Here is a 23,178-nt window from a genome sequence, read left to right as displayed (position 1 = left end):
CCTCATAGAGATTCGTTTGAATGACGCGCCGCGTGAGGTCACGCGGCACTGATCAGTCGCGCACCGGGCCAGGGGCCAGGACTTCACGCGAGCCGTTGGTATTCATGGAGGTCACGACCCCGGCCATTTCCATGGCTTCAATCATGCGCGCCGCGCGGTTGTAGCCGATCTTGAGTTTGCGCTGCACCGCCGAGATGGACGCGCGACGGCTTTCGAGCACGAACTGCACGGCTTCGTCGTAGAGCGCATCGGTTTCGGCGTCATCATCACCACCGCCGCCGCCATTTTCAAAGCCGCTGCCGGCTTCTTCGACACCGGCGAGGATGTCGTCGTTGTATTCCGGAGCGCCGCGCAGTTTCCAGGCCTCCACCACCCGGTGAACCTCGTCATCGGAAACGAACGCACCGTGCACCCGGATTGGCAGGCTGGTGCCAGGCGGCATGTAGAGCATGTCACCGTGACCCAACAGTTGCTCGGCGCCGCCCTGGTCGATGATGGTCCGCGAGTCGATCTTGCTCGATACCTGGAACGCCATGCGCGTCGGGATGTTGGCCTTGATCAGACCGGTGATCACATCCACCGACGGACGCTGGGTCGCGAGAATCAGGTGGATACCGGCCGCCCGGGCTTTCTGCGCGATACGGGCGATGAGTTCTTCAACCTTCTTGCCAACGATCATCATCATGTCGGCGAATTCGTCGACCACCACCACGATGGTCGGCAGCTTGGTCAGCAGCGGTGCTTCGTCGTGAATGCTTTCGCGGTTGTACAACGGGTCGGTCAACGGTGTGCCGGCCTCTTGCGCCTCGCGCACCTTCTGGTTGAAGCCGGACAGGTTACGCACCCCCATCTTGGCCATCAGCTTGTAGCGCCGCTCCATCTCGGCCACGCTCCAGCGCAGGGCGTTGGCCGCGTCCTTCATGTCGGTGACCACCGGGCACAGCAGGTGCGGAATGCCTTCGTAGATCGACAACTCGAGCATTTTCGGGTCGATCATGATCAATTTGGCGTCTTCCGGGCCGGACTTGAACAGGATCGACAGGATCATCGCGTTGACCCCCACCGACTTACCGGAACCGGTGGTACCGGCCACCAGCAGGTGAGGCATTTTTGCCAGGTCGGTGATGATCGGCTTGCCGCCGATGTCGTGGCCCAGGGCCAGGGTCACTGGCGACTTGAAGTTGTCGTATTCCGGGGTCGACAGCACTTCGGAGAAGCGCACGATCTGCCGGTCTTCGTTGGGAATCTCGATACCGACCGTGGTCTTGCCCGGAATCACTTCCACCACCCGCACACTGGTCACTGCCAGCGAACGCGCGAGGTCTTTGGCCAGGTTGGAAATACGGCTGACCTTGACCCCCGCCGCGGGCTGGATTTCGTAGCGGGTAATCACCGGGCCCGGGTGAATCGAGTCCACCGAGACCTCGACCCCGAATTCCTTGAGTTTGATTTCCAGCAGATGCCCTACCGCCGCCAGCGATTCAGGCGAATAGTTGAGTTGTTTCTTTTCCGCCGGGTCGAGGATCGAGATCGGCGGCAAGGTGCCTTCCACGGCGCTGTCGACGAACAACGGCGCCTGTTTCTCTTTCTCGACGCGCTTGCTCGGGGCAGCGGGTTTCGGTGGTGCCGGGGCGATGACTGGCGGGACCTGTTTCTCGCGTTCGGACATGTGCTTGCTCAGGGCCTGCTCGCGCTCGATCAAGCGCTCCTTGACCTTGGCCTGCTCGCGTTTGTCGGTCACGGTCGGTGCCACTACGTCATGCACCCGATCATCCACTTCACGCAGTTGTGCAACCAGTTGCTTGCGCTCGGTACGCGCGGCCCACCAGCGATTGGCGGCGCCCTGGAACAGTTCGAACAGGTCGAGGGTGATCTTGCCGGTGAGGTCCATCACCTTGAACCACGACAGGTCGGTAAACACGGTCAGGCCGAACAGGAACAGGGCGATGAACATCAGGGTGCTGCCCTGGATGTTCAGTGCATTCTTGGCCAGGTCGCCCAGGCTTTCACCCAGCGCGCCACCGGCACCGGCCGGCAAGCCGGTGGGGGCATGGAAATGGATGTGGGCCAGGGCCGCGCCCGACAACACCAGGAACACCAGGCCGATCAGGCGCCAGGAGAACAGCCAGCCGCTCCACTCCCACGGATCGTGGCGCTGGCGGAAGATCTGATAGGTCTTGATCGCCAGCAACAGCGGGAAGATATAGGCGAAATACCCCAGCACCATGAACAGGATGTCGGCGCTGTAGGAGCCCGCCGGGCCGCCGAAGTTCTGCACGTCGTCGATCTTGCTGTTGTGGCTCCAGCCCGGATCGTCCTTGCCGTAGGTCAGCAAGGCCATCATTAGGAACAGGCACAGGGCCCCGATGGCAATCAACGCACCTTCCTTGAGTCGGTAGTGCAGGTGTTGACGCCAAAGCGGAACGACTGGTTTAGGTGCTGCGGTGGATTTCTTCAAAACGCTTCTTTTCCTGCGCCAGGGGCGCGTCCATCTGTTGAATGACTATAAAAAACTGCCCAATCCAGGCAGGTAAAAAAGTGTACAGGCGCAACTGGGACTACTTTTAACACTGCGCCCGGGTTTTTATAAACACGGCACGCTGTGCTTTTTTGCGTAAGACATTGTTACAGCGTTGCATTGTACGGGTTTGTACGGCCGATGACATGCTTCAAGTCCATGGCTACAGCATAGCCAGAAGTCTCTGGCGTGCGATTCAATTTGAGCATGCATTGTCTTTTGTGACAAAGGCTTATGAGGTGTTTTTATGAGCGATGCGAAGCATTCACGCCTGATCATTCTGGGTTCCGGTCCTGCCGGTTACAGCGCTGCCGTTTATGCCGCCCGCGCCAACCTCAAACCCGTGGTTATCACCGGTATGCAGGCCGGTGGCCAGCTCACCACCACGGTCGAAGTCGACAACTGGCCCGGTGACGTCGAAGGCCTCACCGGCCCGGCACTCATGGAGCGCATGCAAAAACACGCCGAGCGTTTTGATACACAGATCGTCTACGACCACATCCATACCGCCAAGTTGCAGCAGCGCCCGTTCCAGCTGATTGGCGACAGCGCCACCTATACCTGCGATGCGTTGATCATCGCGACTGGCGCCTCGGCGCAGTACCTTGGCCTGCCGTCGGAAGAGGCCTTTGCCGGCAAGGGGGTCTCGGCGTGCGCGACCTGCGACGGGTTCTTCTACCGCAACCAGGTGGTCGCCGTGGTGGGTGGTGGCAATACGGCGGTTGAAGAGGCGTTGTATCTGTCCAACATTGCAAAGGAAGTGCACCTGATTCACCGCCGCGATAAGTTGCGCTCGGAAAAGATCCTCCAGGACAAACTGTTCGAAAAAGCCGCCAACGGTAATATCCGCCTGCACTGGAACCAGAACCTGGACGAAGTCCTCGGTGATGCCAGCGGCGTGACCGGCGCCCGCCTGCGGGACAGTCTCACCGGGCAAACCCGCGAACTGCCCCTGGCCGGGGTCTTCATTGCCATTGGCCATAAACCCAATACCGAGCTGTTCCAGGGCCAACTGCCGATGCATGATGGCTACTTGAGGGTCGAGGGTGGAAGTGAAGGTAACGCCACCGCCACCGCGATTGCCGGGGTGTTTGCCGCCGGCGATGTGGCCGACCATGTGTACCGCCAGGCGGTGACTTCTGCCGGCGCGGGTTGCATGGCGGCGCTGGACGCTGAAAAATACCTCGACGACAACTGACTCGGATGATGGGCGGCAGCCCGGCGCTGCCGCTGCCCTCCCCTACTGCAAGCTGGATACCATGCTGACCTGGTTACAACGCGACTCCCTGAATTTCCCTCCGCTGGAAAAAGCCATGCGCGAGCCCAACGGCCTGCTCGCCGCCGGGGGCGACCTGTCTGCCGATCGCCTGGTCCAAGCCTACCGTCACGGTTGCTTCCCCTGGTTTTCCGAAGGCCAGCCGATCCTGTGGTGGTCCCCGGATCCGCGCACGGTGTTGTTTCCCGACGAACTGCATATCTCGCGCAGCCTCGGCAAACTGCTGCGACAACAGCGCTACCGGGTGACGTTCGACCAGGACTTCGCCGCGGTGATCAGCGCCTGCGCAGCGCCCCGGGACTATGCCGACGGCACCTGGATCACCGGCGCCATGCAGGACGCCTACCGGGAACTGCATGCCCGTGGCCACGCCCACAGCGTCGAAGTCTGGGACCAGGACATGCTGGTGGGCGGCTTGTACGGCCTAGCCATGGGCCAGCTGTTTTTCGGCGAGTCGATGTTCAGCCGCGCCGACAACGCCTCCAAAGTGGGCTTTGCGAGCCTGGTGCAGCACCTCAGGGAGGCAGGTTTTGTCCTCATCGACTGCCAGATGCCCACCGACCACCTGCACAGCCTGGGAGCCCGCTCGATCCCGCGCCGGGAGTTTGCCGATTATCTGGCCCGCCACCTCGATCAGCCCAACCGCGCCACATGGGTTTATCAGGCGACTTTGACGCCTGTGGCTTACACTTAATTGAACGGCTTACCCCCGAGGGTTGATCCATGACCGAGTTGGCGCGTCTCAAGTTTTATGCCACTCAACCCCATTCCTGCAGTTATCTGCCGCAGGAGCAGGCGACCACGCTGTTCCTCGATCCTAGCCAGCCCATGGATGTGCATGTCTACGCAGACCTGTCGGAAATGGGTTTTCGGCGCAGCGGCGATCACCTGTACCGGCCCCATTGCCAGAACTGCAATGCGTGTGTGCCTGCGCGCATCCCGGTGGCGCAATTTACCCCCAACCGGCAGCAGAAACGCATTTTCAAGCGCAACGCCGATTTGCAGGTACGCCCAGCCAAACCAGGGTTCAGCGAAGAATACTTCGACCTTTACCAGCGCTACATCGAACAGCGGCATGCCGATGGCGACATGTACCCACCCAGTCGCGATCAATTTTCCACCTTCCTGGTGCGCGACCTGCCCTTTTCCCGGTTCTATGAGTTCCGCCTGGAGGGCCGACTGCTGGCCATTGCCGTGACCGACCTGCTGCCCAACGGTTTATCCGCGGTCTACACCTTCTACGAACCTGCAGAAGAGCGCCGCAGCCTGGGGCGCTACGCGATCCTCTGGCAAATCGGCGAAGCCAGCCGCCTGGGGCTGGATGCGGTGTACCTGGGGTACTGGATCAAGAACTGCAAAAAAATGAACTACAAGACCCAATATCGCCCCATAGAGCTGCTGATTAATCAGCGCTGGGTGGTTCTGAACTAGGGTCAACCCTAAAGCCCTTGGCTTAAACCCCATTTTTCGGGCACAATGCACGCCGCTTTTGCCTGGCGCAGTTGCACCGGGCCATTCATTGGACACCGAGGGCTTTACTGCATGTCGAAAGAAGACAGCTTCGAAATGGAAGGCACTGTCGTCGACACCCTGCCCAACACCATGTTTCGTGTGGAGTTGGAAAATGGGCACGTCGTAACCGCGCATATCTCCGGCAAGATGCGCAAGAACTACATTCGTATTCTTACCGGTGACAAAGTGCGCGTCGAGCTGACGCCCTATGACTTGAGCAAAGGGCGCATCACTTACCGCGCTCGCTAATCAAGTCAATACAAAACGCCCGGTTTATGCCGGGCGTTTTTGTTTGCGCCTTGTTTGTCTTTAGCTTTTTGAGCATATCCGTTGCTGCGGTTAAGGCCTCTGGCGGGTTCGCTTCTACAGCGACTCACTTTTCCAGACGCCGAAAAGCAAAAAGGCGCCTCCCGGCGCCTTTTTGCTTTACCACAATCAACCGTCAGGCCATTTCCGCCGTGGTCTCGAAATCGAAGGTCAGCTCGCCGTCCTTGATATCGATATGCACCACCCCACCATGATCGGCCAACTCGCCAAACAGGATTTCCTCCGCTAGCGGACGCTTGATCTTGTCCTGGATCAAGCGAGCCATCGGACGAGCGCCCATTGCCGAGTCGTAGCCACCTGCCGCCAACCAGCTGCGTGCGGCATCGGTCACTTCCAGCTGTACGCGCTTGTCTTCCAACTGCGCTTGAAGCTCGGTAAGGAACTTGTCCACCACACTTTTGATGACCTCATGACTGAGGCGACCAAACTGGATAATGGTGTCCAGACGGTTACGGAACTCCGGCGTGAAGCTCTTCTTGATCACTTCCATCGCATCGGACGAGTGGTCCTGATGGGTGAAGCCGATCGACGCACGGGCTGCAGTTTCGGCGCCGGCGTTGGTCGTCATGATCACGATCACGTTGCGGAAGTCAGCCTTGCGCCCGTTGTTATCGGTGAGCGTACCGTGGTCCATGACCTGCAGCAGCAGGTTGAAGACTTCCGGGTGCGCCTTCTCGATCTCATCGAGCAACAACACGCAATGCGGCTGTTTGGTGATGGCTTCGGTCAACAGACCGCCCTGGTCGAACCCGACGTAACCCGGTGGCGCACCGATCAGACGCGATACGGTGTGACGCTCCATGTACTCGGACATGTCGAACCGCACCAGCTCGATCCCCAGCGCCTTCGCCAGTTGGCGAGCCGCTTCGGTCTTGCCGACACCGGTCGGACCTGCGAACAGGAACGAACCCACTGGCTTGTCCGGCGACTTGAGACCAGCACGGGACAGTTTGATCGCAGTCGACAGCGAGTCGATCGCGGCATCCTGGCCAAATACCGTCAGCTTGAGGTCACGCTCAAGGTTGCGCAGCAGCTCCTTGTCGGAACTGGTGACATGCTTGGGCGGAATCCGCGCGATTTTCGCCACGATGTCCTCAACCTGAGGCACTTCGATGCGTTTTACGCGCTTCTCGACCGGCTGCAGACGCTGGTAGGCGCCCGCCTCGTCGATGACGTCGATGGCCTTGTCCGGCATGTGCCGGTCGTTGATGTAGCGCGAGGCCAGTTCGGCAGCGGCGCGCAAGGCTTCATCACTGTATTCGATGTTGTGGTGCGCCTCGAAACGCCCCTTGAGGCCGCGCAGGATGCCAATGGTGTCCTCCACCGAAGGCTCCGAGACATCGACCTTCTGGAAACGTCGTGCCAGGGCGCGGTCTTTTTCGAAGATCCCGCGAAATTCCTGGAAAGTGGTCGAACCGATGCAGCGGATATCACCCGACGACAGCAGCGGCTTGAGCAGGTTCGAAGCGTCCATGACGCCGCCAGAGGCAGCACCCGCACCAATGATGGTGTGGATTTCGTCGATGAACAGAATGGCCTGTGGACGTTTTTTCAGTTCATTGAGCAGCGCCTTGAAACGCTTCTCGAAATCGCCGCGGTACTTGGTACCGGCCAGCAGTGCACCGAGATCCAGGGAGTAGACCACGGCATTGGCCAACAGATCAGGTACCTGGTTATCGACAATGCGCTTGGCCAGGCCTTCGGCAATCGCGGTTTTACCCACGCCTGCCTCGCCCACCAACAACGGGTTGTTCTTGCGCCGGCGCGCGAGAATCTGCGCCACTCGCTCAACTTCCATTTCACGCCCGACCAGCGGGTCGATACGACCCTGGCGTGCCAGTTCGTTGAGGTTGCTGGCATAAGCGTCCAGCGGATTGCTTGAAGAAGAAGATTCACCACCCTCTTCGTCCTGCATATCTTGCTCACCTTCAGAGTGATCGCCATGCCCTGGCACCTTGGAAATGCCATGGGCGATGTAGTTGACGACATCGATGCGGGCAACGCTCTGCTGTTTCAGCAGGAACACCGCCTGACTCTCTTGCTCACTGAAGATTGCGACCAGCACGTTGGCGCCGGTCACTTCACGCTTGCCCGAGCTCTGCACATGGAAGACAGCACGTTGCAGCACACGCTGGAAGCCCAGGGTTGGCTGGGTTTCACGATCCTCGTCATGAACGGGGATCAAAGGCGTGGTGGAGTCGATGAACTCCTGCAGGTCGTGCTTGAGTTTGTCGAGGTTTGCGCCGCAGGCACGCAAAACGGTGGCGGCTGCCTCATTATCCAATAGAGCCAACAGGAGGTGTTCGACGGTCATGAACTCATGACGTTTCGAACGCGCCTCCTTGAAGGCGAGATTGAGGGTGACTTCGAGCTCGCGGTTTAACATAGCTTCACCTCATACCCAAGTGGTCGGCGTTAACCGTCCTTCTCGATTTCACAGAGTAGCGGATGCTGGCTTTCCCTGGCGTACTGGTTGACCTGCATGGCCTTGGTCTCGGCGATGTCGCGGGTAAACAATCCACATACTGCCCGTCCTTCTGTGTGGACGGCCAGCATTACCTTGGTCGCCAGCTCACGATTCAGGTTAAAAAACACCTCGAGCACTTCGACGACGAAATCCATCGGTGTGTAGTCATCATTGAACAAAACCACCTTGTACATCGGCGGTGCCTGTAAGGCAGGCTTTGCCTCCTGTACAGCAATGCCTGCGGAATCGTCGTCGTGTGAATCCGGGCGATCCTGATTGAATGTTAGTCGAATCTGGCTGATTGCATGCATGGAAAGAAAGGTTCGTCAGTTGAGCTGAATACAGTGGTGGGGGCGGTCCCAGAGCTTTTCAACTCTGACTGTCCGGTCGCCTTGACTATCGGCAAATCAGTGTTACAACCAATAGAGCCCACAGTGGGTAAAAAAGGTCCGTGCCGTCAAACCCTATTTGCAGGATTTGACCAGGATCAACTGGATGATACTCCAGTGATGGAGTCTGTTGCAGAGGGAGTTGGGTATGTCAGGCGTCAAGATCAATGGCAAGGTCAAGTGGTTCAACAATGCCAAGGGTTACGGTTTCATCATCGAAGACGGCAAAACGGAAGATCTGTTCGCCCACTTCTCGGCGATCCAGATGGAGGGCTACAAGACCTTGAAGGCCGGCCAAGCGGTGAGCTTCGAGATCATCCAGGGCCCCAAGGGCCTGCACGCCGTGAATATCGGCGCCGCCACAGAAACCAGCGCAATCGACACCTCCCCGCAGGAACACCCCGTTACCGCCTGAGACCCCTACCGACTGCAGGTTTCCCACAAAAAAACCGCCCGGCTCAATCACTTGAGCCGGGCGGTTTGTGTTTAATGCCGCTCAGCTCACATGTGCGAGATCAGGGCATCACCAAACGCCGAAGAAGACAGCAGCTTGGCGCCTTCCATCAGGCGTTCGAAGTCATAGGTCACGGTCTTGGCCGAGATGGCGCCGTTGGTGCCCTTGATGATCAGGTCGGCCGCTTCGGTCCAGCCCATGTGACGCAGCATCATTTCTGCGGAAAGGATCAGCGAACCCGGGTTGACCTGGTCCTTGCCGGCGTACTTGGGTGCGGTACCGTGGGTGGCTTCGAACATGGCCACGGTGTCGGACAGGTTGGCACCTGGCGCGATACCGATACCGCCGACTTCAGCCGCCAGGGCGTCGGACAGGTAGTCGCCGTTCAGGTTCAGGGTCGCGATCACGTCGTATTCCGCCGGGCGCAGCAGGATCTGCTGGAGCATGGCATCGGCGATGGCATCCTTGACGATGACGTTCTTGCCGGTTTTCGGGTTCTTGAACTGCATCCACGGACCGCCGTCGAGCAGGGTCGCGCCGAACTCTTCGGCCGCCACTTCGTAGGCCCACTCCTTGAAGGCACCTTCGGTGAACTTCATGATGTTGCCTTTGTGGACGATGGTCAGCGAGTCGCGATCATTGTCGACCACATATTGCAGGGCCTTGCGCGCCAGACGCTTGGTGCCTTCCAGGGAAACCGGCTTGACGCCGATGCCGCAGTTTTCGTCGAAACGAATCTTGGTGACACCCATTTCCTCTTTCAGGAACTTGATGACCTTGGTCGCTTCCGGCGAACCGGCTTTCCACTCGATACCGGCGTAGATGTCTTCCGAGTTCTCACGGAAGATGGTCATGTCGACGTCACCTGGCTTCTTCACCGGGCTCGGTACACCTTCGAACCAGCGCACCGGGCGCAGGCACACATACAGGTCCAGCTGCTGACGCAGTGCAACGTTGAGGGAACGGATACCGCCACCGACCGGCGTGGTCAGCGGGCCCTTGATGGAAACCACGTAATCCTTGACTGCGTCCAGGGTTTCCTGAGGCAGCCAGGTGTCCTGATCGTAAACCTGAGTCGCTTTTTCCCCGGCATACACTTCCATCCAGGAAATCTTGCGTTCGCCGCCGTAAGCCTTCTTAACAGCAGCATCGACAACCTTGATCATGACCGGGCTGATATCAACACCAATACCATCACCTTCAATGAAAGGGATGATCGGGTTGTTAGGAACATTGAGAGAATGGTCTGCATTGACGGTGATTTTGTCGCCGACTGCTGGAACCTGAATCTTCTTGTATCCCATGCTGAACTCCGTTGTGTGGATTGAACATCTGGCTGCGTTCGAGCGTACCCCAGTTGAATCTGCACGGGAACCTCATGTTCCACTGATCTGCCGCCAAGCTACCCAGTTCGCGGCCTACAAGCATGAAAGCAAAGGGGAAACTGCCAAACTCAAGCACGTGGAGCGACTCTACGCCGCAGCACCGGGTGCGACCTTTAGACCAATGGACGAGACCAGAGGTGTATGAACCATCGGCGTTTTGCCAGCTACCTATGTATAATGCCGCCGCTGACCACAGAGTCACGACGGCCGAGCCCTCTACTACAAGAGTTTCGGCCCGAAAAGCCGGGTTGTTACCGCAACCCGAGCGCTTGACGCTCGACTGATGCACCCAACATCACCGCGACGAAATCTCGACATTCGGCTCATGGATGACTTTGAACGAACGCGCTTACCCGGCGCCCCTCGAATTTCCGCGCACGCTTTTAGCAAAGAAGAGAGTTAATCCGAATATGCCCACCCGCTCGAAGATCATCTACACCTTCACCGACGAAGCTCCCGCCCTCGCCACCTATTCCCTGCTCCCGATCGTAGAAGCCTTTACCGCTTCCGCCGATATTGCCGTGGAAACCCGCGATATCTCCCTTGCAGGGCGCATCCTGGCAAGCTTCCCCGAGCAACTGGGTGACAAAGCCGTAGCCGACCACCTCGCCGAACTGGGCGCCCTGGCCGTTACGCCTGAAGCCAACATCATCAAGCTGCCGAACATCAGTGCTTCGGTACCGCAACTGCAAGCCGCGATCAAAGAACTGCAAGCCCAGGGCTATGCACTGCCGGACTACCCGGAAACCGTGACCAGCGATGCCGACAAAGACGCCAAGGCTCGTTACGACAAGGTCAAGGGGAGCGCGGTAAACCCGGTTCTGCGCGAAGGCAACTCCGACCGCCGCGCGCCGCTGTCGGTCAAGAACTACGCTCGCAAGCACCCGCACAAGATGGGCGCCTGGGCCAAGGACTCCAAGTCCCACGTTGCGCACATGAGCACCGGCGATTTCTACGGCAGCGAAAAGGCCGCCCTGATCGACGCCGCTGACGCCGTGAAAATCGAACTGATCGCCCAGGACGGCACCTCCACCGTCCTGAAGGCAAAGACCACCGTACAAGCCGGTGAGATCCTCGATTGCGCGGTCATGAGCAAAAACGCCCTGCGCAGCTTCATCGCCGCCGAGATCGAAGACGCCAAGGCCAAGGGCGTGCTGCTGTCGGTCCACCTCAAAGCCACCATGATGAAGGTTTCCGACCCGATCATGTTCGGCCAGATCGTTGCCGAGTTCTATAAAGACGCCCTGGCCAAGCACGCAGACGTGCTGGCACAGATCGGCTTCAACCTGAACAACGGCATCGGCGACCTGTACGCTCGCATCAAGGCCCTGCCGGCCGACCAGCAAGCGCAGATCGAAGCTGACATCCAGGCGGTCTACGCCGCTCGCCCTTCCCTGGCGATGGTCAACTCCGACAAAGGCATCACCAACCTGCACGTGCCAAGCGACGTGATCGTCGACGCATCGATGCCGGCCATGATCCGTGACTCCGGCAAAATGTGGGGCACCGACGGTCAACTGCACGACACCAAGGCCGTGATCCCGGATCGCTGCTACGCCACCATCTACCAGGCAGTGATTGAAGACTGCAAGGTCAATGGCGCCTTCGACCCAACCACCATGGGCAGCGTGCCAAACGTTGGCCTGATGGCGAAGAAAGCCGAAGAGTACGGCTCCCACGACAAGACCTTCCAGATCAAGGCTGACGGTGTGGTTCGTGTTTCCGACAGCGCTGGCCGCACCCTACTGGAGCAACCGGTTGAAGCCGGCGACATCTTCCGCATGTGCCAGACCAAGGACGCGCCGATCCAGGACTGGGTCAAGCTGGCCGTCAACCGTGCCCGCGCCAGCGCCACCCCAGCGATTTTCTGGCTGGACCCAATGCGCGCCCACGATGGCGTGGTGATCGAGAAGGTCCAGGCTTACCTGAAGGACCACGACACCGCCGGCCTGGACATCCAGATCATGGCACCGGTCGACGCCATGAAATTCACCCTGCAGCGCACCCGCGAAGGCAAGGACACCATCTCGGTGACCGGCAACGTGTTGCGCGACTACCTGACCGACCTGTTCCCGATCATGGAACTGGGCACCAGCGCCAAGATGCTGTCGATCGTGCCGCTGATGAACGGTGGCGGCCTGTTCGAAACCGGCGCTGGCGGTTCGGCCCCCAAGCACGTGCAACAACTGCTGGAAGAAAACTTCCTGCGCTGGGATTCGCTGGGCGAGTTCCTGGCCCTGGCCGCGTCCCTGGAACACCTGGGCGTAACCTACAACAACCCTAAAGCGTTGGTGTTGGCCAAGACCCTGGACCAGGCTACCGGCCAGTTCCTCGACAACAACAAGTCGCCATCGCGCAAAGTCGGCAACATCGACAACCGCGGCAGCCACTTCTACCTGGCGCTGTACTGGGCACAAGCACTGGCCGCCCAGAGCGAAGACACGGCCCTGCAAGCGCAGTTCAGCCAACTGGCCAGCACCCTGACCGAGAACGAGGCAACCATCGTTGCCGAGCTCAACGCCGTCCAGGGCAAGCCAGTGGACATCGGCGGTTACTACCACGCCAATGCCGAGCTGATCAGCCAGGCCATGCGCCCGAGCAACACCTTCAACGCGGCGATTGCTGCGCTGGTGTAAGGTTGTAAGGATGCAAAGAAGCCCCGGCCTAGTGCCGGGGTTTCTGTTTGTGGCGATGACACCTATCTATTTGCCAAAACCGAACCAATGTGGGAGCGAGCTTGCTCGCGATAGCGATATATCATTCAGCATTGGTGTGAACTGATCCGCCGCAATCGCGAGCAAGCTCGCTCCCACACTGTTTTTTATTCCAATACCAGAAACCGAGGAAGCTGCATGGATTGGCTACCCCACATCACCGTCGCCACTATCGTCGAGGACAACGGCCGATTCCTCATGGTTGAAGAGCACAAAGCCGGGCGCAACGTACTGAACCAGCCCGCCGGCCACCTGGATCCGGATGAGACCCTGACCGAAGCCGCCGTACGCGAAACCCTCGAAGAGACCGGCTGGGACGTCGAGCCGACCGGCGTGGTAGGCATTTATCTCTACACCGCCCCCAGCAACGGCGTGACCTATCAACGGGTCTGCTTTATCGCCAAAGCCATCAAGCACCACCCCGATTACCCACTGGACGACGGCATCGTCGGCGCCAAGTGGCTGACTCGGGACGAGTTGCTGGCCCAGCGCGAAAGCTGGCGCAGCGAGCTGATCATCCGCTGCATCGACGATTACCTGCAGGGAAATTGCTTCAGTCTCGAACTCATCCGTCCTTCTCTTTAGCCTTGCGGGCGCCAGCCTGTTAGAATCGCGTCCTTTTTCAAGACACTCATTAAATTCCCATGCGTGATCCAGCCCCTTCTGACACCCAATCGAAGCGCGTCATTGTCGGCATGTCCGGCGGCGTGGACTCTTCCGTTTCCGCCCTACTGCTGATCGAGCAGGGTTACCAGGTGGAAGGCCTGTTCATGAAGAACTGGGAAGAGGACGACGGTACGGACTATTGCACCGCCATGGATGACCTGGCCGACGCCCAGGCCGTGTGCGACAAGATCGGCATCAAGCTGCACACCGCCAACTTCGCCGCCGAGTACTGGGACAACGTGTTCGAGCACTTCCTGGCCGAGTACAAAGCCGGTCGCACCCCGAACCCGGACATCCTGTGCAACCGTGAGATCAAGTTCAAGGCGTTCCTCGACTACGCCATGATGCTCGGCGCCGACCTGATCGCCACCGGCCACTACGTGCGCCGCCGCGACATTGATGGCCGCACCGAACTGCTCAAGGGCCTGGACCCGAACAAGGACCAGAGCTACTTCCTGCACGCCGTCGGCGGTGAACAGATCGCCAAGACCCTGTTTCCGGTCGGCGAGCTGGAAAAACCGCAAGTGCGCGCAATCGCCGAGAAACACGACCTGGCCACGGCCAAGAAGAAAGACTCCACCGGCATCTGCTTTATCGGTGAACGGCGCTTCAGCGACTTCCTCAAGCAATACCTGCCGGCCCAGCCGGGCGAAATCAAGACCACCGAAGGTGAAGTGATCGGCCGCCACCACGGCCTGATGTACCACACCATCGGCCAACGCCAGGGCCTGGGCATCGGCGGCTTGAAAGACGCCGGCGACGAGCCCTGGTACGTGCTGGTCAAGGACCTTGAGCACAACGAGTTGATCGTTGGCCAGGGCAACAACCACCCATGGCTGTTCTCCGGCGCCCTGCTCGCCTCCGAGATCTACTGGGTCAACCCGGTCGACCTGAGCCAGCCGCGCCGCCTGACCGCCAAGGTCCGCTACCGCCAGAACGACCAGGCCTGCACCCTGGAACAAACCGCGACCGGCTATCGCGCCACCTTCGATGAGCCGCAACGCGCCGTCACGCCTGGTCAGTCCGTGGTGTTCTATGACGGTGAAATCTGCCTCGGTGGCGGCGTCATCGAAGTTGCAGAACCCTGGAGCAGCAAGGCATGAGCCCCACTCAGGAGCAATTGACCGCGCTGGGCGGTGTCTTCCTGGCCGCCGTGCTGGTGGACAAGATCGCCAAGACCGGCCAGGTCAGCGAAGCCGGCCTGACCTGCATGCTCGGCAGCCTGCTGATCCGCGACCCCAAGGACACCCTGGAAGTCTACGGCGGCGACGACCTCAACCTGCGCGAAGGCTATCGCGCGTTGATCGGCGCCCTGGAGCGCGACCCCAGCACCCTGCAACGCGAGCCGCTGCGCTACGCCCTGTCGATGCTCGGCCTTGAGCGTCAACTGGCCAAGCGCGAGGACATGCTCGCGGAAATCGGCAAGCGCCTGCCCCAGATCCAGTCCCAGGTTGAACATTTCGGCCCGGCGCACGAGAACGTGATTGCCGCCTGTGGCGCTTTGTACCAGGACACCCTGAGCACTCTGCGCCAGCGCATCCAGGTACACGGCGACATGCGCAACCTGCAGCAGCCCAGCAACGCCTCGAAAATCCGCGCCCTGTTGCTGGCCGGGATCCGCTCGGCACGCCTATGGCGGCAACTGGGTGGGCACCGCTGGCAGTTGGTGATCAGCCGTCGCAAATTGCTCAAAGAACTTTACCCATTGATGCGCAACGAATAAGTCGCATCAAGGGTCCTGTACACCGTGTTAGGCGTAATACGCTGGTCAGTTGGCAACGGACCGGCGGATTTTTTCATGTATGATACGCGCCCCATTTCGTTGCCCGACTGTCCGAGAACACCCCATGCAGCTCTCTTCGCTCACTGCGGTTTCCCCTGTTGACGGCCGCTACGCCGGCAAAACCCAGGCCCTGCGGCCGATTTTCAGCGAATACGGCCTGATCCGTGCTCGCGTCCTGGTGGAAGTGCGCTGGCTTCAACGCCTGGCCGCTCACGCCGCCATCCCTGAAGTGCCCGCCTTCTCCGCGCAAGCCAACGCCGTTCTCAATGAACTGGCCGAGAACTTCTCGCTGGAGCACGCCGAGCGCGTCAAAGAGATCGAGCGCACCACCAACCACGACGTCAAGGCCATCGAATACCTGCTCAAAGAGCAAGCGGCCAAGCTGCCGGAACTGGCCAACGTCAGCGAGTTCATCCACTTTGCCTGCACCAGCGAGGACATCAACAACCTGTCCCACGCCCTGATGCTGCGCGAAGGCCGTGATGACGTGATGCTGCCGCTGATGCGCCAGACCGCTGACGCCATCCGTGAACTGGCGATCCGCTTCGCCGACGTGCCGATGCTGTCGCGCACCCACGGGCAACCGGCTTCGCCGACCACCCTGGGCAAAGAGCTGGCCAACGTGGTGTACCGCCTGGAGCGCCAGATCGCCCAGGTCGCTGCCGTGCCACTGCTGGGCAAGATCAACGGCGCCGTAGGCAACTACAACGCGCACCTGTCGGCCTACCCGCAGATCGACTGGGAAGCCAACGCCCGCGCCTTCATCGAAGACGAACTGGGCCTGGGCTTCAACCCGTACACCACCCAGATCGAGCCGCACGACTACATCGCCGAACTGTTCGACGCGATCGCACGCTTCAACACCATCCTGATCGACTTCGACCGCGACATCTGGGGCTACATCTCCCTGGGTTATTTCAAACAGCGCACCATCGCTGGCGAAATCGGTTCCTCGACCATGCCGCACAAGGTCAACCCGATCGACTTCGAAAACTCCGAAGGCAACCTGGGTATCGCCAACGCACTGTTCCAGCACCTGGCGAGCAAACTGCCGATCTCCCGCTGGCAGCGCGACCTGACCGACTCCACCGTACTGCGCAACCTTGGCGTGGGCTTTGCCCACAGCGTGATCGCGTACGAAGCCAGCCTCAAAGGCATCAGCAAGCTGGAGCTCAACGCGCAGAAAATCGCCGCTGACCTGGACGCGTGCTGGGAAGTATTGGCCGAGCCGATCCAGACCGTGATGCGCCGCTACAACATCGAAAACCCGTACGAAAAGCTCAAAGAATTGACCCGCGGCAAGGGCATCAGCCCTGAAGCGCTGCAGACTTTCATCGATGCACTGGACATGCCTGCCGAGGCCAAGGCCGAGCTGAAACTGCTCACCCCGGCCAACTACATCGGTAACGCAGTCGAGCAAGCTCGACGCATCTGATCGACCGCTTGACCCGTTTGAGACGCCCGGCAGCGCCGGGCGTTTTTATTCCCGTCTGAAAAGTGCTTTTTTTCAATAGGTTACACATGAATCCTGATATTCCTCTGCAACTTCTGGGCGGCATCACTGCACGCGAGTTCCTGCGCGACTACTGGCAGAAAAAACCGCTGCTGATCCGCCAGGCAATCCCTGACTTCGAAAGCCCGATCGACGCCGACGAACTGGCCGGCCTGGCCCTGGAAGAAGAAGTCGAATCGCGCCTGGTCATCGAGCACGGCGAGCGCCCTTGGGAATTGCGTCGCGGCCCGTTCGCCGAAGACGAGTTCAGCAAGCTGCCGGAGCGTGACTGGACCCTGCTGGTGCAGGCTGTCGACCAGTTCGTACCAGAAGTCAGCGAACTGCTGGAAAACTTCCGCTTCCTGCCGAGCTGGCGCATCGACGACGTGATGATCAGCTTCGCCGCCCCAGGTGGCAGTGTTGGCCCGCACTTTGACAATTACGATGTGTTCCTGCTGCAAGGCCATGGCCAGCGCAACTGGAAAATCGGCCAGATGTGCGACTCCGAGAGCCCGCTGCTGCAACACGCCGACCTGCGCATCCTGGCCGACTTCGAAGCCACCGACGAGTGGGTCCTGGAGCCGGGCGACATGCTCTACCTGCCGCCACGCCTGGCCCACTGCGGCGTCGCCGTGGATGACTGCCTGACCTACTCGGTAGGCTTCCGCGCGCCGAGCGCCGCTGAAGTGCTGACCCACTTCACTGACTTCCTCAGCCAGTTCCTGCCTGATGAAGAGCGCTACACCGACGCCGACGCACAACCGGCCGCCGACCCGCACCAGATCCAGCATGACGCACTCGACCGCTTGAAAGGCCTGCTGGCCGAGCACATGAGCGACGAGCGCCTGTTGCTGACCTGGTTCGGCCAGTTCATGACCGAACCGCGCTACCCTGAGTTGGTCGCAGGCCCGGAAGACGTGACCGAGGACGACTTCCTTGGCGCCCTGGAACAAGGTGCGGTGCTGATTCGCAACCCGAGCGCGCGCCTGGCCTGGTCCGAAGTCGACGACGACCTGCTGCTGTTTGCCAGCGGCCAGAGCCGTTACCTGCCGGGCAAGCTGCGCGAGCTGCTGAAAATGATTTGCGCCGCCGACGCGCTGCACGTCGACAACCTCGGCCATTGGCTGAGCGACGAAGACGGCCGCGGCCTGCTGTGCGAACTGGTCAAGCAAGGTAGCCTGGGGTTTGCCGATGAATAAGATTCGCGTACGTGTCGCAGACTGGCAAAAGGATAACGCCGAGATCCGGCGCATTCGTGAAGCGGTATTCATCGCCGAGCAATCGGTTCCACCCGAGCTGGAATGGGATGCCGACGACGCAAGCGCCGTGCATTTCCTCGCCCTTGAAGGCGACTTTCCGATCGGTACCGCCCGCCTGCTGCCCGACGGCCACATTGGCCGGGTCTCGGTGCTCAAGGACTGGCGCGGCCTGAAAGTCGGCGACGCCTTGATGCAAGCGGTAATCGGCGAAGCCGAGGCGCGGGGGCTCAAGCAGCAGATGCTCAGCGCCCAGGTGCAGGCCACGGCGTTCTATGAGCGCCTGGGCTTCAAGATTGTCAGTGAAGAGTTCCTGGAAGCCGGGATTCCTCATGTCGACATGGTGCGTGGCTCGGCCTGAAACCGGGCTGTGGCCATCGCGGGCAAGCGGAGCGCCGCCCGGCCCGCGATGGCACTATCAAACCACCCAAAACGCCCCGCCATCCACCGATGCCGGGGCGTTTTGCTGCCTACGATTCAACTTGCTCCACCGCAGGCCGACAAACTGGCACTATCAAGACACTTGAATGCGGAGATAACGGATATGTCCCTACGCACCCTGCTGACCACCCTGCTGCTCGGCTGCAGCTTTGCGGCCTCGGCGGCGACCGAAGTGGTACCGCTCAACCACCGCACCAGTGCCGACCTGCTACCCGTGGCGCAGCATTTCATCGGCAAGGACGGCACCGTCAGCGCCTATGGCAATCAACTGATCGTCAACGCAGATCCCACCAGGATCGACGAACTTAGGACCCTGCTCAGCCAGCTCGACACTGCGCCAAAACGCCTGTTGATCACGGTCGACACCAACCAGAACCCCCCACAGGACAGCGGCGACCAGCAGACTCAGATCATTAGCTACGGCACCGCCAGCCGCGAGGGTGGCATCCAGCAGATCCAGGCCAGTGAAGGCGTGCCGGCGCTGATCCAGACCGGCCAGAGCGTCCCGCTCACCAGCACTGGGACCGACACCTACGGCCGCCTGCAAAGCCAGACCGAATACCGCAACGTCACCCAGGGTTTCTACGTGACTGCCAGCGTCACCGGCGAAACCGTGCACCTGGCCATCAGCACCAACCGTGACCGCATGAGCCAGGAACGTGCGGATGTAGTGAATGTGCAAAGCACCGACACAAGTGTCAGCGGTCGACTGGGCCAATGGATCACCCTGGCGGGGATCAGCCGCCAGACCCAGGCCGATAAACAGGGCATGACCCGTACCTATGGGACCCAGGGCCGGGATGACCTGACCTTGCGGGTGAAAGTCGATACCTTGGACTAACTCACCGAAAACTGACTGATTAGTCGTATTAGACCAAAGATGTAGTGCCTGAAAAAAAGCACTACAAAACGTTTGACGAGGCAAAAAAGCAAAGGCATGATGGCCTCGCTCCCGCTAATCAGAGGCCCTGGCAAGGGCCTTCGAAGCGTTGCTTGCAACTACCCTGCGAGCCGTTTCGTGTCTGTACCGCCCACAAGGTGTGTTTGACGAGGTTGCCGACTGGAACGAAGTTGTCCCGAGGGACGGAAGCGTAATTAGGTAACCCGGCACACCACTGATGTTCGCACCAGGCCCACGACGCCCGAATGCGCCCGACAGCCCGCCCTTACCTGCTCAGCCTCCACCCTCGAGCCCATCGTTCATCCCGTCGCCACCCCCGCCACATTCGCCTTGACCGGCAAGCTTCTGGTCAGCGAGCAGCCTGTTACGCCTATTGACACGCGTACCCGGCAAACGGAATTTTCCACCAAGACCTATGCGACGAGGTTTATCTCCATGGCACTGACACGCGAACAGCAAATTGCAGCCCTCGAAAAAGACTGGGCTGAAAACCCACGCTGGAAAGGCGTGACACGCGCTTACTCCGCTGCTGACGTCGTCCGCCTGCGCGGCTCGGTTCAACCTGAGCACACCTTTGCAAAACTGGGCGCCGAGAAGCTGTGGAACCTGGTGACCCAGGGCGCCAAGCCGTCCTTCCGCCCTGAGAAAGATTTCGTCAACTGCATGGGTGCCCTGACCGGCGGCCAGGCTGTGCAACAAGTCAAAGCCGGCATCCAGGCGATCTACCTGTCGGGCTGGCAAGTGGCCGCGGACAACAACTCCGCCGAATCGATGTACCCGGACCAGTCGCTGTACCCGGTTGACTCGGTACCCACCGTCGTCAAGCGCATCAACAACTCGTTCCGTCGTGCTGACCAGATCCAGTGGAAAGCCGGCAAAGGCCCGGGCGATGAAGGCTACATCGACTACTTCGCTCCAATCGTGGCTGACGCCGAAGCCGGTTTCGGCGGCGTACTGAACGCCTACGAGCTGATGAAGAGCATGATCGAGGCAGGCGCTGCCGGCGTTCACTTCGAAGACCAACTGGCTTCCGTGAAGAAGTGCGGCCACATGGGCGGCAAGGTACTGGTTCCTACCCAGGAAGCGGTACAGAAGCTGACCGCTGCTCGTCTGGCAGCTGACGTTGCCGGTACACCGACCATCATCCTGGCCCGTACCGACGCCAACGCCGCTGACCTGCTGACTTCCGACTGCGACCCGTACGACCAGCCATTCGTGACTGGCGAACGTACCCAGGAAGGTTTCTACAAAGTGCGCGCCGGTCTGGACCAGGCCATCGCCCGCGGCCTGGCTTACGCGCCATACGCCGACCTGATCTGGTGCGAAACCGCCAAGCCGGACCTGGACGAAGCTCGTCGCTTCGCTGAAGCAATCAAGAAGGAATACCCGGACCAACTGCTGTCGTACAACTGCTCGCCTTCCTTCAACTGGAAGAAAAACCTGGACGACGCGACCATCGCCAAGTTCCAGCGCGAACTGTCCGCCATGGGTTACAAGCACCAGTTCATCACCCTGGCCGGCATTCACAACATGTGGCACAGCATGTTCAACCTGGCGCACGACTACGCCCGCAACGACATGACTGCCTACGTGAAGCTGCAGGAGCAGGAATTCGCTGACGCCGCCAAGGGTTACACCTTCGTGGCTCACCAGCAGGAAGTGGGCACCGGCTACTTCGACGACATGACCACCGTGATCCAGGGTGGCTCGTCTTCGGTTACCGCACTGACCGGCTCCACCGAAGAAGAACAGTTCCACTGATCGACTTCGCCTTGAGCACACGGCCATCGCAGACCTGGTAGAAAGCTAACTGCAATGCCGAAAATCTGACGCCCCGACTGGTTCGGGGCGTTTTTTTGCGTGGCATTTCTCAGTAACACAGCCCCCCTGTAGGAGCGAGCGCCCGCTTGCGGCTTGCTCGCGAAGGACTCCAACGATAATGCGCCCTGCTTGAACGACCGCGTTTTCCGAAGGCTTTTTCGCGAGCAAGCACACGCCTACAGGAGACCGTGGCGCATGAAGCAAAACATTGATCCAGAGCGGTATCGACAATGGCCAAAACGGTTAAAAACTGCGCCCTGGCAACTTGCTGTAGCACGCAAGTAACCGTAACTTAGCCGCTACCCGACCTTGGAATAGTTTAAAAACCACCCCAAATAATATTGATTATCATTTAGCTCGAACTATATTCATTGCAACCGCCACAAAACATAATTAACAAAACCCCGGCTAATGCCCGTACCGCACGGGCTGCAGGGCCTCGCAGGTGCGCTATGTCCTTATTCCTATAAATAATTTCGCTATAGGAATTTTACTTGCACGGTGTTTAGCCATAAAATCACCGCGATTGATTGCGCTGCGACATATCGTCACTGCTTTATTTCTTTATCAAGCTCAGAGACCCTTGCTCTCTGTTAAGGATTACCAGCATGCCCGAAGCGACAGGACTCATGGCCCACAACTGGGGCTTTGCCATTTTCCTTCTGGGTGTCGGCGGCCTTTGTGCCTTCATGCTCGGCGTCTCCAGCCTCCTCGGGTCAAAAGCCTGGGGCCGCAGCAAAAACGAACCGTTCGAGTCCGGCATGCTACCTACAGGTGGCGCCCGCTTGCGGCTCTCAGCCAAATTCTATCTGGTCGCGATGTTGTTCGTGATCTTCGATATCGAAGCCCTCTTTCTCTTTGCATGGTCTGTGTCCGTCCGCGAAAGCGGCTGGACCGGATTCGTCGAAGCTCTCGTTTTCATAGCAATTCTGTTGGCAGGTCTTGTCTACCTATTTCGAGTGGGCGCCCTTGACTGGGCTCCGGAAGCTCGTCGTAAGCGGCAGGCGAAGCTGAAACAATGAGGCTTTGGCAATGCAATACAATCTCACCAGGATCGACCCGGATGCTCCTAACGAGCAGTACCCGATCGGCGAGCGGGAAACCGTTTCCGATCCGTTAGAAGATCAAGTCCACAAAAACATCTTCATGGGCAAGCTCGAAGACGTGCTGAGCGGTGCAGTCAACTGGGGGCGTAAAAACTCCCTGTGGCCGTACAACTTCGGCCTTTCGTGCTGCTACGTGGAAATGACCACTGCCTTCACGGCGCCCCACGACATCGCGCGCTTTGGCGCCGAGGTTATCCGGGCATCGCCGCGCCAGGCGGATTTCATGGTTATCGCCGGTACCTGCTTCATCAAGATGGCGCCGATCATTCAGCGTCTCTACGAGCAAATGCTCGAGCCGAAGTGGGTCATCTCCATGGGCTCGTGCGCCAACTCCGGTGGCATGTACGACATCTACTCCGTGGTTCAGGGAGTGGACAAGTTCCTGCCCGTGGACGTCTACGTGCCTGGCTGCCCGCCCCGCCCTGAAGCTTTCCTGCAAGGCCTGATGCTGCTGCAGGAGTCGATTGGCCAGGAGCGTCGCCCGCTTTCCTGGGTCGTCGGCGATCAAGGCGTGTACCGCGCCGAGATGCCTTCGCAAAAGGAACAGCGCCGCGAACAGCGAATCGCAGTCACCAACCTGCGCAGCCCCGACGAAGTCTGATCCAGATCTGTTCCTGCAAAGAAACCGAAAGCTGGCTTCATTCTTTACGTTGACCGAAAGCGATAAATA

Annotated in this window: 20 protein-coding genes; 16 read left to right on the top strand and 4 right to left on the bottom strand. The window is 59.7% G+C overall.

Annotation, left to right across the window (positions count from 1 at the left end):
* Positions 1 to 52 precede the first annotated feature (52 nt).
* Positions 53 to 2,458 (bottom strand): DNA translocase FtsK, encoded by a 2,406-nt coding sequence (gene ftsK, locus Q1W70_RS19990; RefSeq protein WP_185818142.1) that lies wholly within the window; start codon positions 2,456 to 2,458, stop codon positions 53 to 55.
* A 307-nt stretch (positions 2,459 to 2,765) separates the two neighbouring features.
* On the opposite strand from ftsK, the gene trxB reads away from it, so the two are divergent.
* The 4 genes from trxB (at position 2,766) to infA (ending at position 5,555) form a co-directional block, all read left to right on the top strand.
* On the top strand, positions 2,766 to 3,716 hold the full coding sequence (trxB, locus tag Q1W70_RS19985; RefSeq protein WP_166589917.1) for a thioredoxin-disulfide reductase: 951 nt from the start codon (positions 2,766 to 2,768) through the stop codon (positions 3,714 to 3,716).
* Between the two features lie 61 nt (positions 3,717 to 3,777).
* Entirely contained in the window at positions 3,778 to 4,488 is a 711-nt protein-coding gene (aat, locus tag Q1W70_RS19980; RefSeq protein ID WP_166589918.1) for a leucyl/phenylalanyl-tRNA--protein transferase, read from the top strand.
* A gap of 29 nt (positions 4,489 to 4,517) precedes the next feature.
* The gene (locus tag Q1W70_RS19975) at positions 4,518 to 5,225 is read left to right on the top strand and encodes an arginyltransferase (RefSeq protein WP_166589919.1); all 708 of its coding nucleotides are present in this window, start codon (positions 4,518 to 4,520) and stop codon (positions 5,223 to 5,225) included.
* Between the two features lie 111 nt (positions 5,226 to 5,336).
* Complete coding sequence (gene infA, locus Q1W70_RS19970) at positions 5,337 to 5,555, top strand: translation initiation factor IF-1 (RefSeq protein ID WP_002553999.1); 219 nt, start codon at positions 5,337 to 5,339, stop codon at positions 5,553 to 5,555.
* Between the two features lie 193 nt (positions 5,556 to 5,748).
* Here the strand turns inward: infA and clpA are convergent, their stop codons facing one another.
* Both clpA and clpS read right to left on the bottom strand, forming a co-directional pair.
* Complete coding sequence (gene clpA, locus Q1W70_RS19965; protein ID WP_095165219.1) at positions 5,749 to 8,019, bottom strand: ATP-dependent Clp protease ATP-binding subunit ClpA; 2,271 nt, start codon at positions 8,017 to 8,019, stop codon at positions 5,749 to 5,751.
* A gap of 29 nt (positions 8,020 to 8,048) precedes the next feature.
* Positions 8,049 to 8,411, bottom strand: coding sequence for an ATP-dependent Clp protease adapter ClpS (gene clpS, locus Q1W70_RS19960; RefSeq protein ID WP_093421263.1), 363 nt, complete (start codon positions 8,409 to 8,411; stop codon positions 8,049 to 8,051).
* A gap of 226 nt (positions 8,412 to 8,637) precedes the next feature.
* Here clpS and cspD point away from each other — a divergent pair, with 226 nt between their 5' ends.
* On the top strand, positions 8,638 to 8,904 hold the full coding sequence (gene cspD / locus Q1W70_RS19955; RefSeq protein ID WP_166589920.1) for a cold shock domain-containing protein CspD: 267 nt from the start codon (positions 8,638 to 8,640) through the stop codon (positions 8,902 to 8,904).
* Positions 8,905 to 8,990: 86 nt separating this feature from the next.
* Here the strand turns inward: cspD and icd are convergent, their stop codons facing one another.
* Complete coding sequence (gene icd, locus Q1W70_RS19950) at positions 8,991 to 10,247, bottom strand: NADP-dependent isocitrate dehydrogenase (protein WP_007905029.1); 1,257 nt, start codon at positions 10,245 to 10,247, stop codon at positions 8,991 to 8,993.
* A 491-nt stretch (positions 10,248 to 10,738) separates the two neighbouring features.
* On the opposite strand from icd, the gene Q1W70_RS19945 reads away from it, so the two are divergent.
* From Q1W70_RS19945 to Q1W70_RS19895, 11 genes are all read left to right on the top strand, one after another.
* Positions 10,739 to 12,964 carry an NADP-dependent isocitrate dehydrogenase gene (locus Q1W70_RS19945; protein WP_166589921.1) on the top strand — a complete coding sequence of 742 codons (2,226 nt, stop codon included), beginning with the start codon at positions 10,739 to 10,741 and terminating at the stop codon, positions 12,962 to 12,964.
* Between the two features lie 216 nt (positions 12,965 to 13,180).
* Positions 13,181 to 13,627 (top strand): NUDIX hydrolase, encoded by a 447-nt coding sequence (locus tag Q1W70_RS19940; protein ID WP_166589922.1) that lies wholly within the window; start codon positions 13,181 to 13,183, stop codon positions 13,625 to 13,627.
* 59 nt (positions 13,628 to 13,686) lie between these two features.
* Entirely contained in the window at positions 13,687 to 14,811 is a 1,125-nt protein-coding gene (gene mnmA / locus Q1W70_RS19935; protein ID WP_166589923.1) for a tRNA 2-thiouridine(34) synthase MnmA, read from the top strand.
* Entirely contained in the window at positions 14,808 to 15,431 is a 624-nt protein-coding gene (gene hflD / locus Q1W70_RS19930) for a high frequency lysogenization protein HflD (RefSeq protein WP_095165225.1), read from the top strand. The genes mnmA and hflD overlap by 4 nt, the downstream gene beginning before the upstream one ends.
* Positions 15,432 to 15,555: 124 nt before the next feature.
* A complete protein-coding gene (gene purB, locus Q1W70_RS19925) occupies positions 15,556 to 16,926 on the top strand; it encodes an adenylosuccinate lyase (protein WP_166589924.1) in 1,371 nt (456 codons plus the stop codon).
* An 86-nt stretch (positions 16,927 to 17,012) separates the two neighbouring features.
* Positions 17,013 to 18,182, top strand: coding sequence for a ribosomal protein uL16 3-hydroxylase (locus tag Q1W70_RS19920; protein WP_166589925.1), 1,170 nt, complete (start codon positions 17,013 to 17,015; stop codon positions 18,180 to 18,182).
* Positions 18,175 to 18,600, top strand: coding sequence for a GNAT family N-acetyltransferase (locus Q1W70_RS19915; RefSeq protein ID WP_166589926.1), 426 nt, complete (start codon positions 18,175 to 18,177; stop codon positions 18,598 to 18,600). The genes Q1W70_RS19920 and Q1W70_RS19915 overlap by 8 nt, the downstream gene beginning before the upstream one ends.
* 183 nt (positions 18,601 to 18,783) lie before the next feature.
* Complete coding sequence (locus Q1W70_RS19910; RefSeq protein ID WP_166589927.1) at positions 18,784 to 19,521, top strand: secretin N-terminal domain-containing protein; 738 nt, start codon at positions 18,784 to 18,786, stop codon at positions 19,519 to 19,521.
* A 495-nt stretch (positions 19,522 to 20,016) separates the two neighbouring features.
* Positions 20,017 to 21,342 carry an isocitrate lyase gene (gene aceA / locus Q1W70_RS19905; protein ID WP_008032724.1) on the top strand — a complete coding sequence of 442 codons (1,326 nt, stop codon included), beginning with the start codon at positions 20,017 to 20,019 and terminating at the stop codon, positions 21,340 to 21,342.
* A 668-nt stretch (positions 21,343 to 22,010) separates the two neighbouring features.
* Complete coding sequence (locus Q1W70_RS19900; RefSeq protein ID WP_007905050.1) at positions 22,011 to 22,424, top strand: NADH-quinone oxidoreductase subunit A; 414 nt, start codon at positions 22,011 to 22,013, stop codon at positions 22,422 to 22,424.
* A 10-nt stretch (positions 22,425 to 22,434) separates the two neighbouring features.
* A complete protein-coding gene (locus Q1W70_RS19895; protein WP_074755324.1) occupies positions 22,435 to 23,109 on the top strand; it encodes a NuoB/complex I 20 kDa subunit family protein in 675 nt (224 codons plus the stop codon).
* The last annotated feature ends 69 nt before the right edge of the window (positions 23,110 to 23,178 follow it).

This window comes from Pseudomonas kielensis, assembly GCF_030505375.1.
GTDB classification, from domain to species: Bacteria; Pseudomonadota; Gammaproteobacteria; order Pseudomonadales; family Pseudomonadaceae; genus Aquipseudomonas; species Aquipseudomonas kielensis.
The sequence above is the reverse complement of the archived record's forward strand: the minus strand, read 5'-3'. Positions and strand labels throughout refer to the sequence as shown.

Coding starts and splice junctions, on each gene's coding strand:
- trxB (WP_166589917.1), top strand. CDS start 2,766: ATGAGCGATGCGAAGCATTCACGCCTGATCATTCTGGGTTCCGGTCCT.
- aat (WP_166589918.1), top strand. CDS start 3,778: ATGCTGACCTGGTTACAACGCGACTCCCTGAATTTCCCTCCGCTGGAA.
- Q1W70_RS19975 (WP_166589919.1), top strand. CDS start 4,518: ATGACCGAGTTGGCGCGTCTCAAGTTTTATGCCACTCAACCCCATTCC.
- infA (WP_002553999.1), top strand. CDS start 5,337: ATGTCGAAAGAAGACAGCTTCGAAATGGAAGGCACTGTCGTCGACACC.
- clpA (WP_095165219.1), bottom strand. CDS start 8,019: ATGTTAAACCGCGAGCTCGAAGTCACCCTCAATCTCGCCTTCAAGGAG.
- clpS (WP_093421263.1), bottom strand. CDS start 8,411: ATGCATGCAATCAGCCAGATTCGACTAACATTCAATCAGGATCGCCCG.
- cspD (WP_166589920.1), top strand. CDS start 8,638: ATGTCAGGCGTCAAGATCAATGGCAAGGTCAAGTGGTTCAACAATGCC.
- icd (WP_007905029.1), bottom strand. CDS start 10,247: ATGGGATACAAGAAGATTCAGGTTCCAGCAGTCGGCGACAAAATCACC.
- Q1W70_RS19945 (WP_166589921.1), top strand. CDS start 10,739: ATGCCCACCCGCTCGAAGATCATCTACACCTTCACCGACGAAGCTCCC.
- Q1W70_RS19940 (WP_166589922.1), top strand. CDS start 13,181: ATGGATTGGCTACCCCACATCACCGTCGCCACTATCGTCGAGGACAAC.
- mnmA (WP_166589923.1), top strand. CDS start 13,687: ATGCGTGATCCAGCCCCTTCTGACACCCAATCGAAGCGCGTCATTGTC.
- hflD (WP_095165225.1), top strand. CDS start 14,808: ATGAGCCCCACTCAGGAGCAATTGACCGCGCTGGGCGGTGTCTTCCTG.
- purB (WP_166589924.1), top strand. CDS start 15,556: ATGCAGCTCTCTTCGCTCACTGCGGTTTCCCCTGTTGACGGCCGCTAC.
- Q1W70_RS19920 (WP_166589925.1), top strand. CDS start 17,013: ATGAATCCTGATATTCCTCTGCAACTTCTGGGCGGCATCACTGCACGC.
- Q1W70_RS19915 (WP_166589926.1), top strand. CDS start 18,175: ATGAATAAGATTCGCGTACGTGTCGCAGACTGGCAAAAGGATAACGCC.
- Q1W70_RS19910 (WP_166589927.1), top strand. CDS start 18,784: ATGTCCCTACGCACCCTGCTGACCACCCTGCTGCTCGGCTGCAGCTTT.
- aceA (WP_008032724.1), top strand. CDS start 20,017: ATGGCACTGACACGCGAACAGCAAATTGCAGCCCTCGAAAAAGACTGG.
- Q1W70_RS19900 (WP_007905050.1), top strand. CDS start 22,011: ATGCCCGAAGCGACAGGACTCATGGCCCACAACTGGGGCTTTGCCATT.
- Q1W70_RS19895 (WP_074755324.1), top strand. CDS start 22,435: ATGCAATACAATCTCACCAGGATCGACCCGGATGCTCCTAACGAGCAG.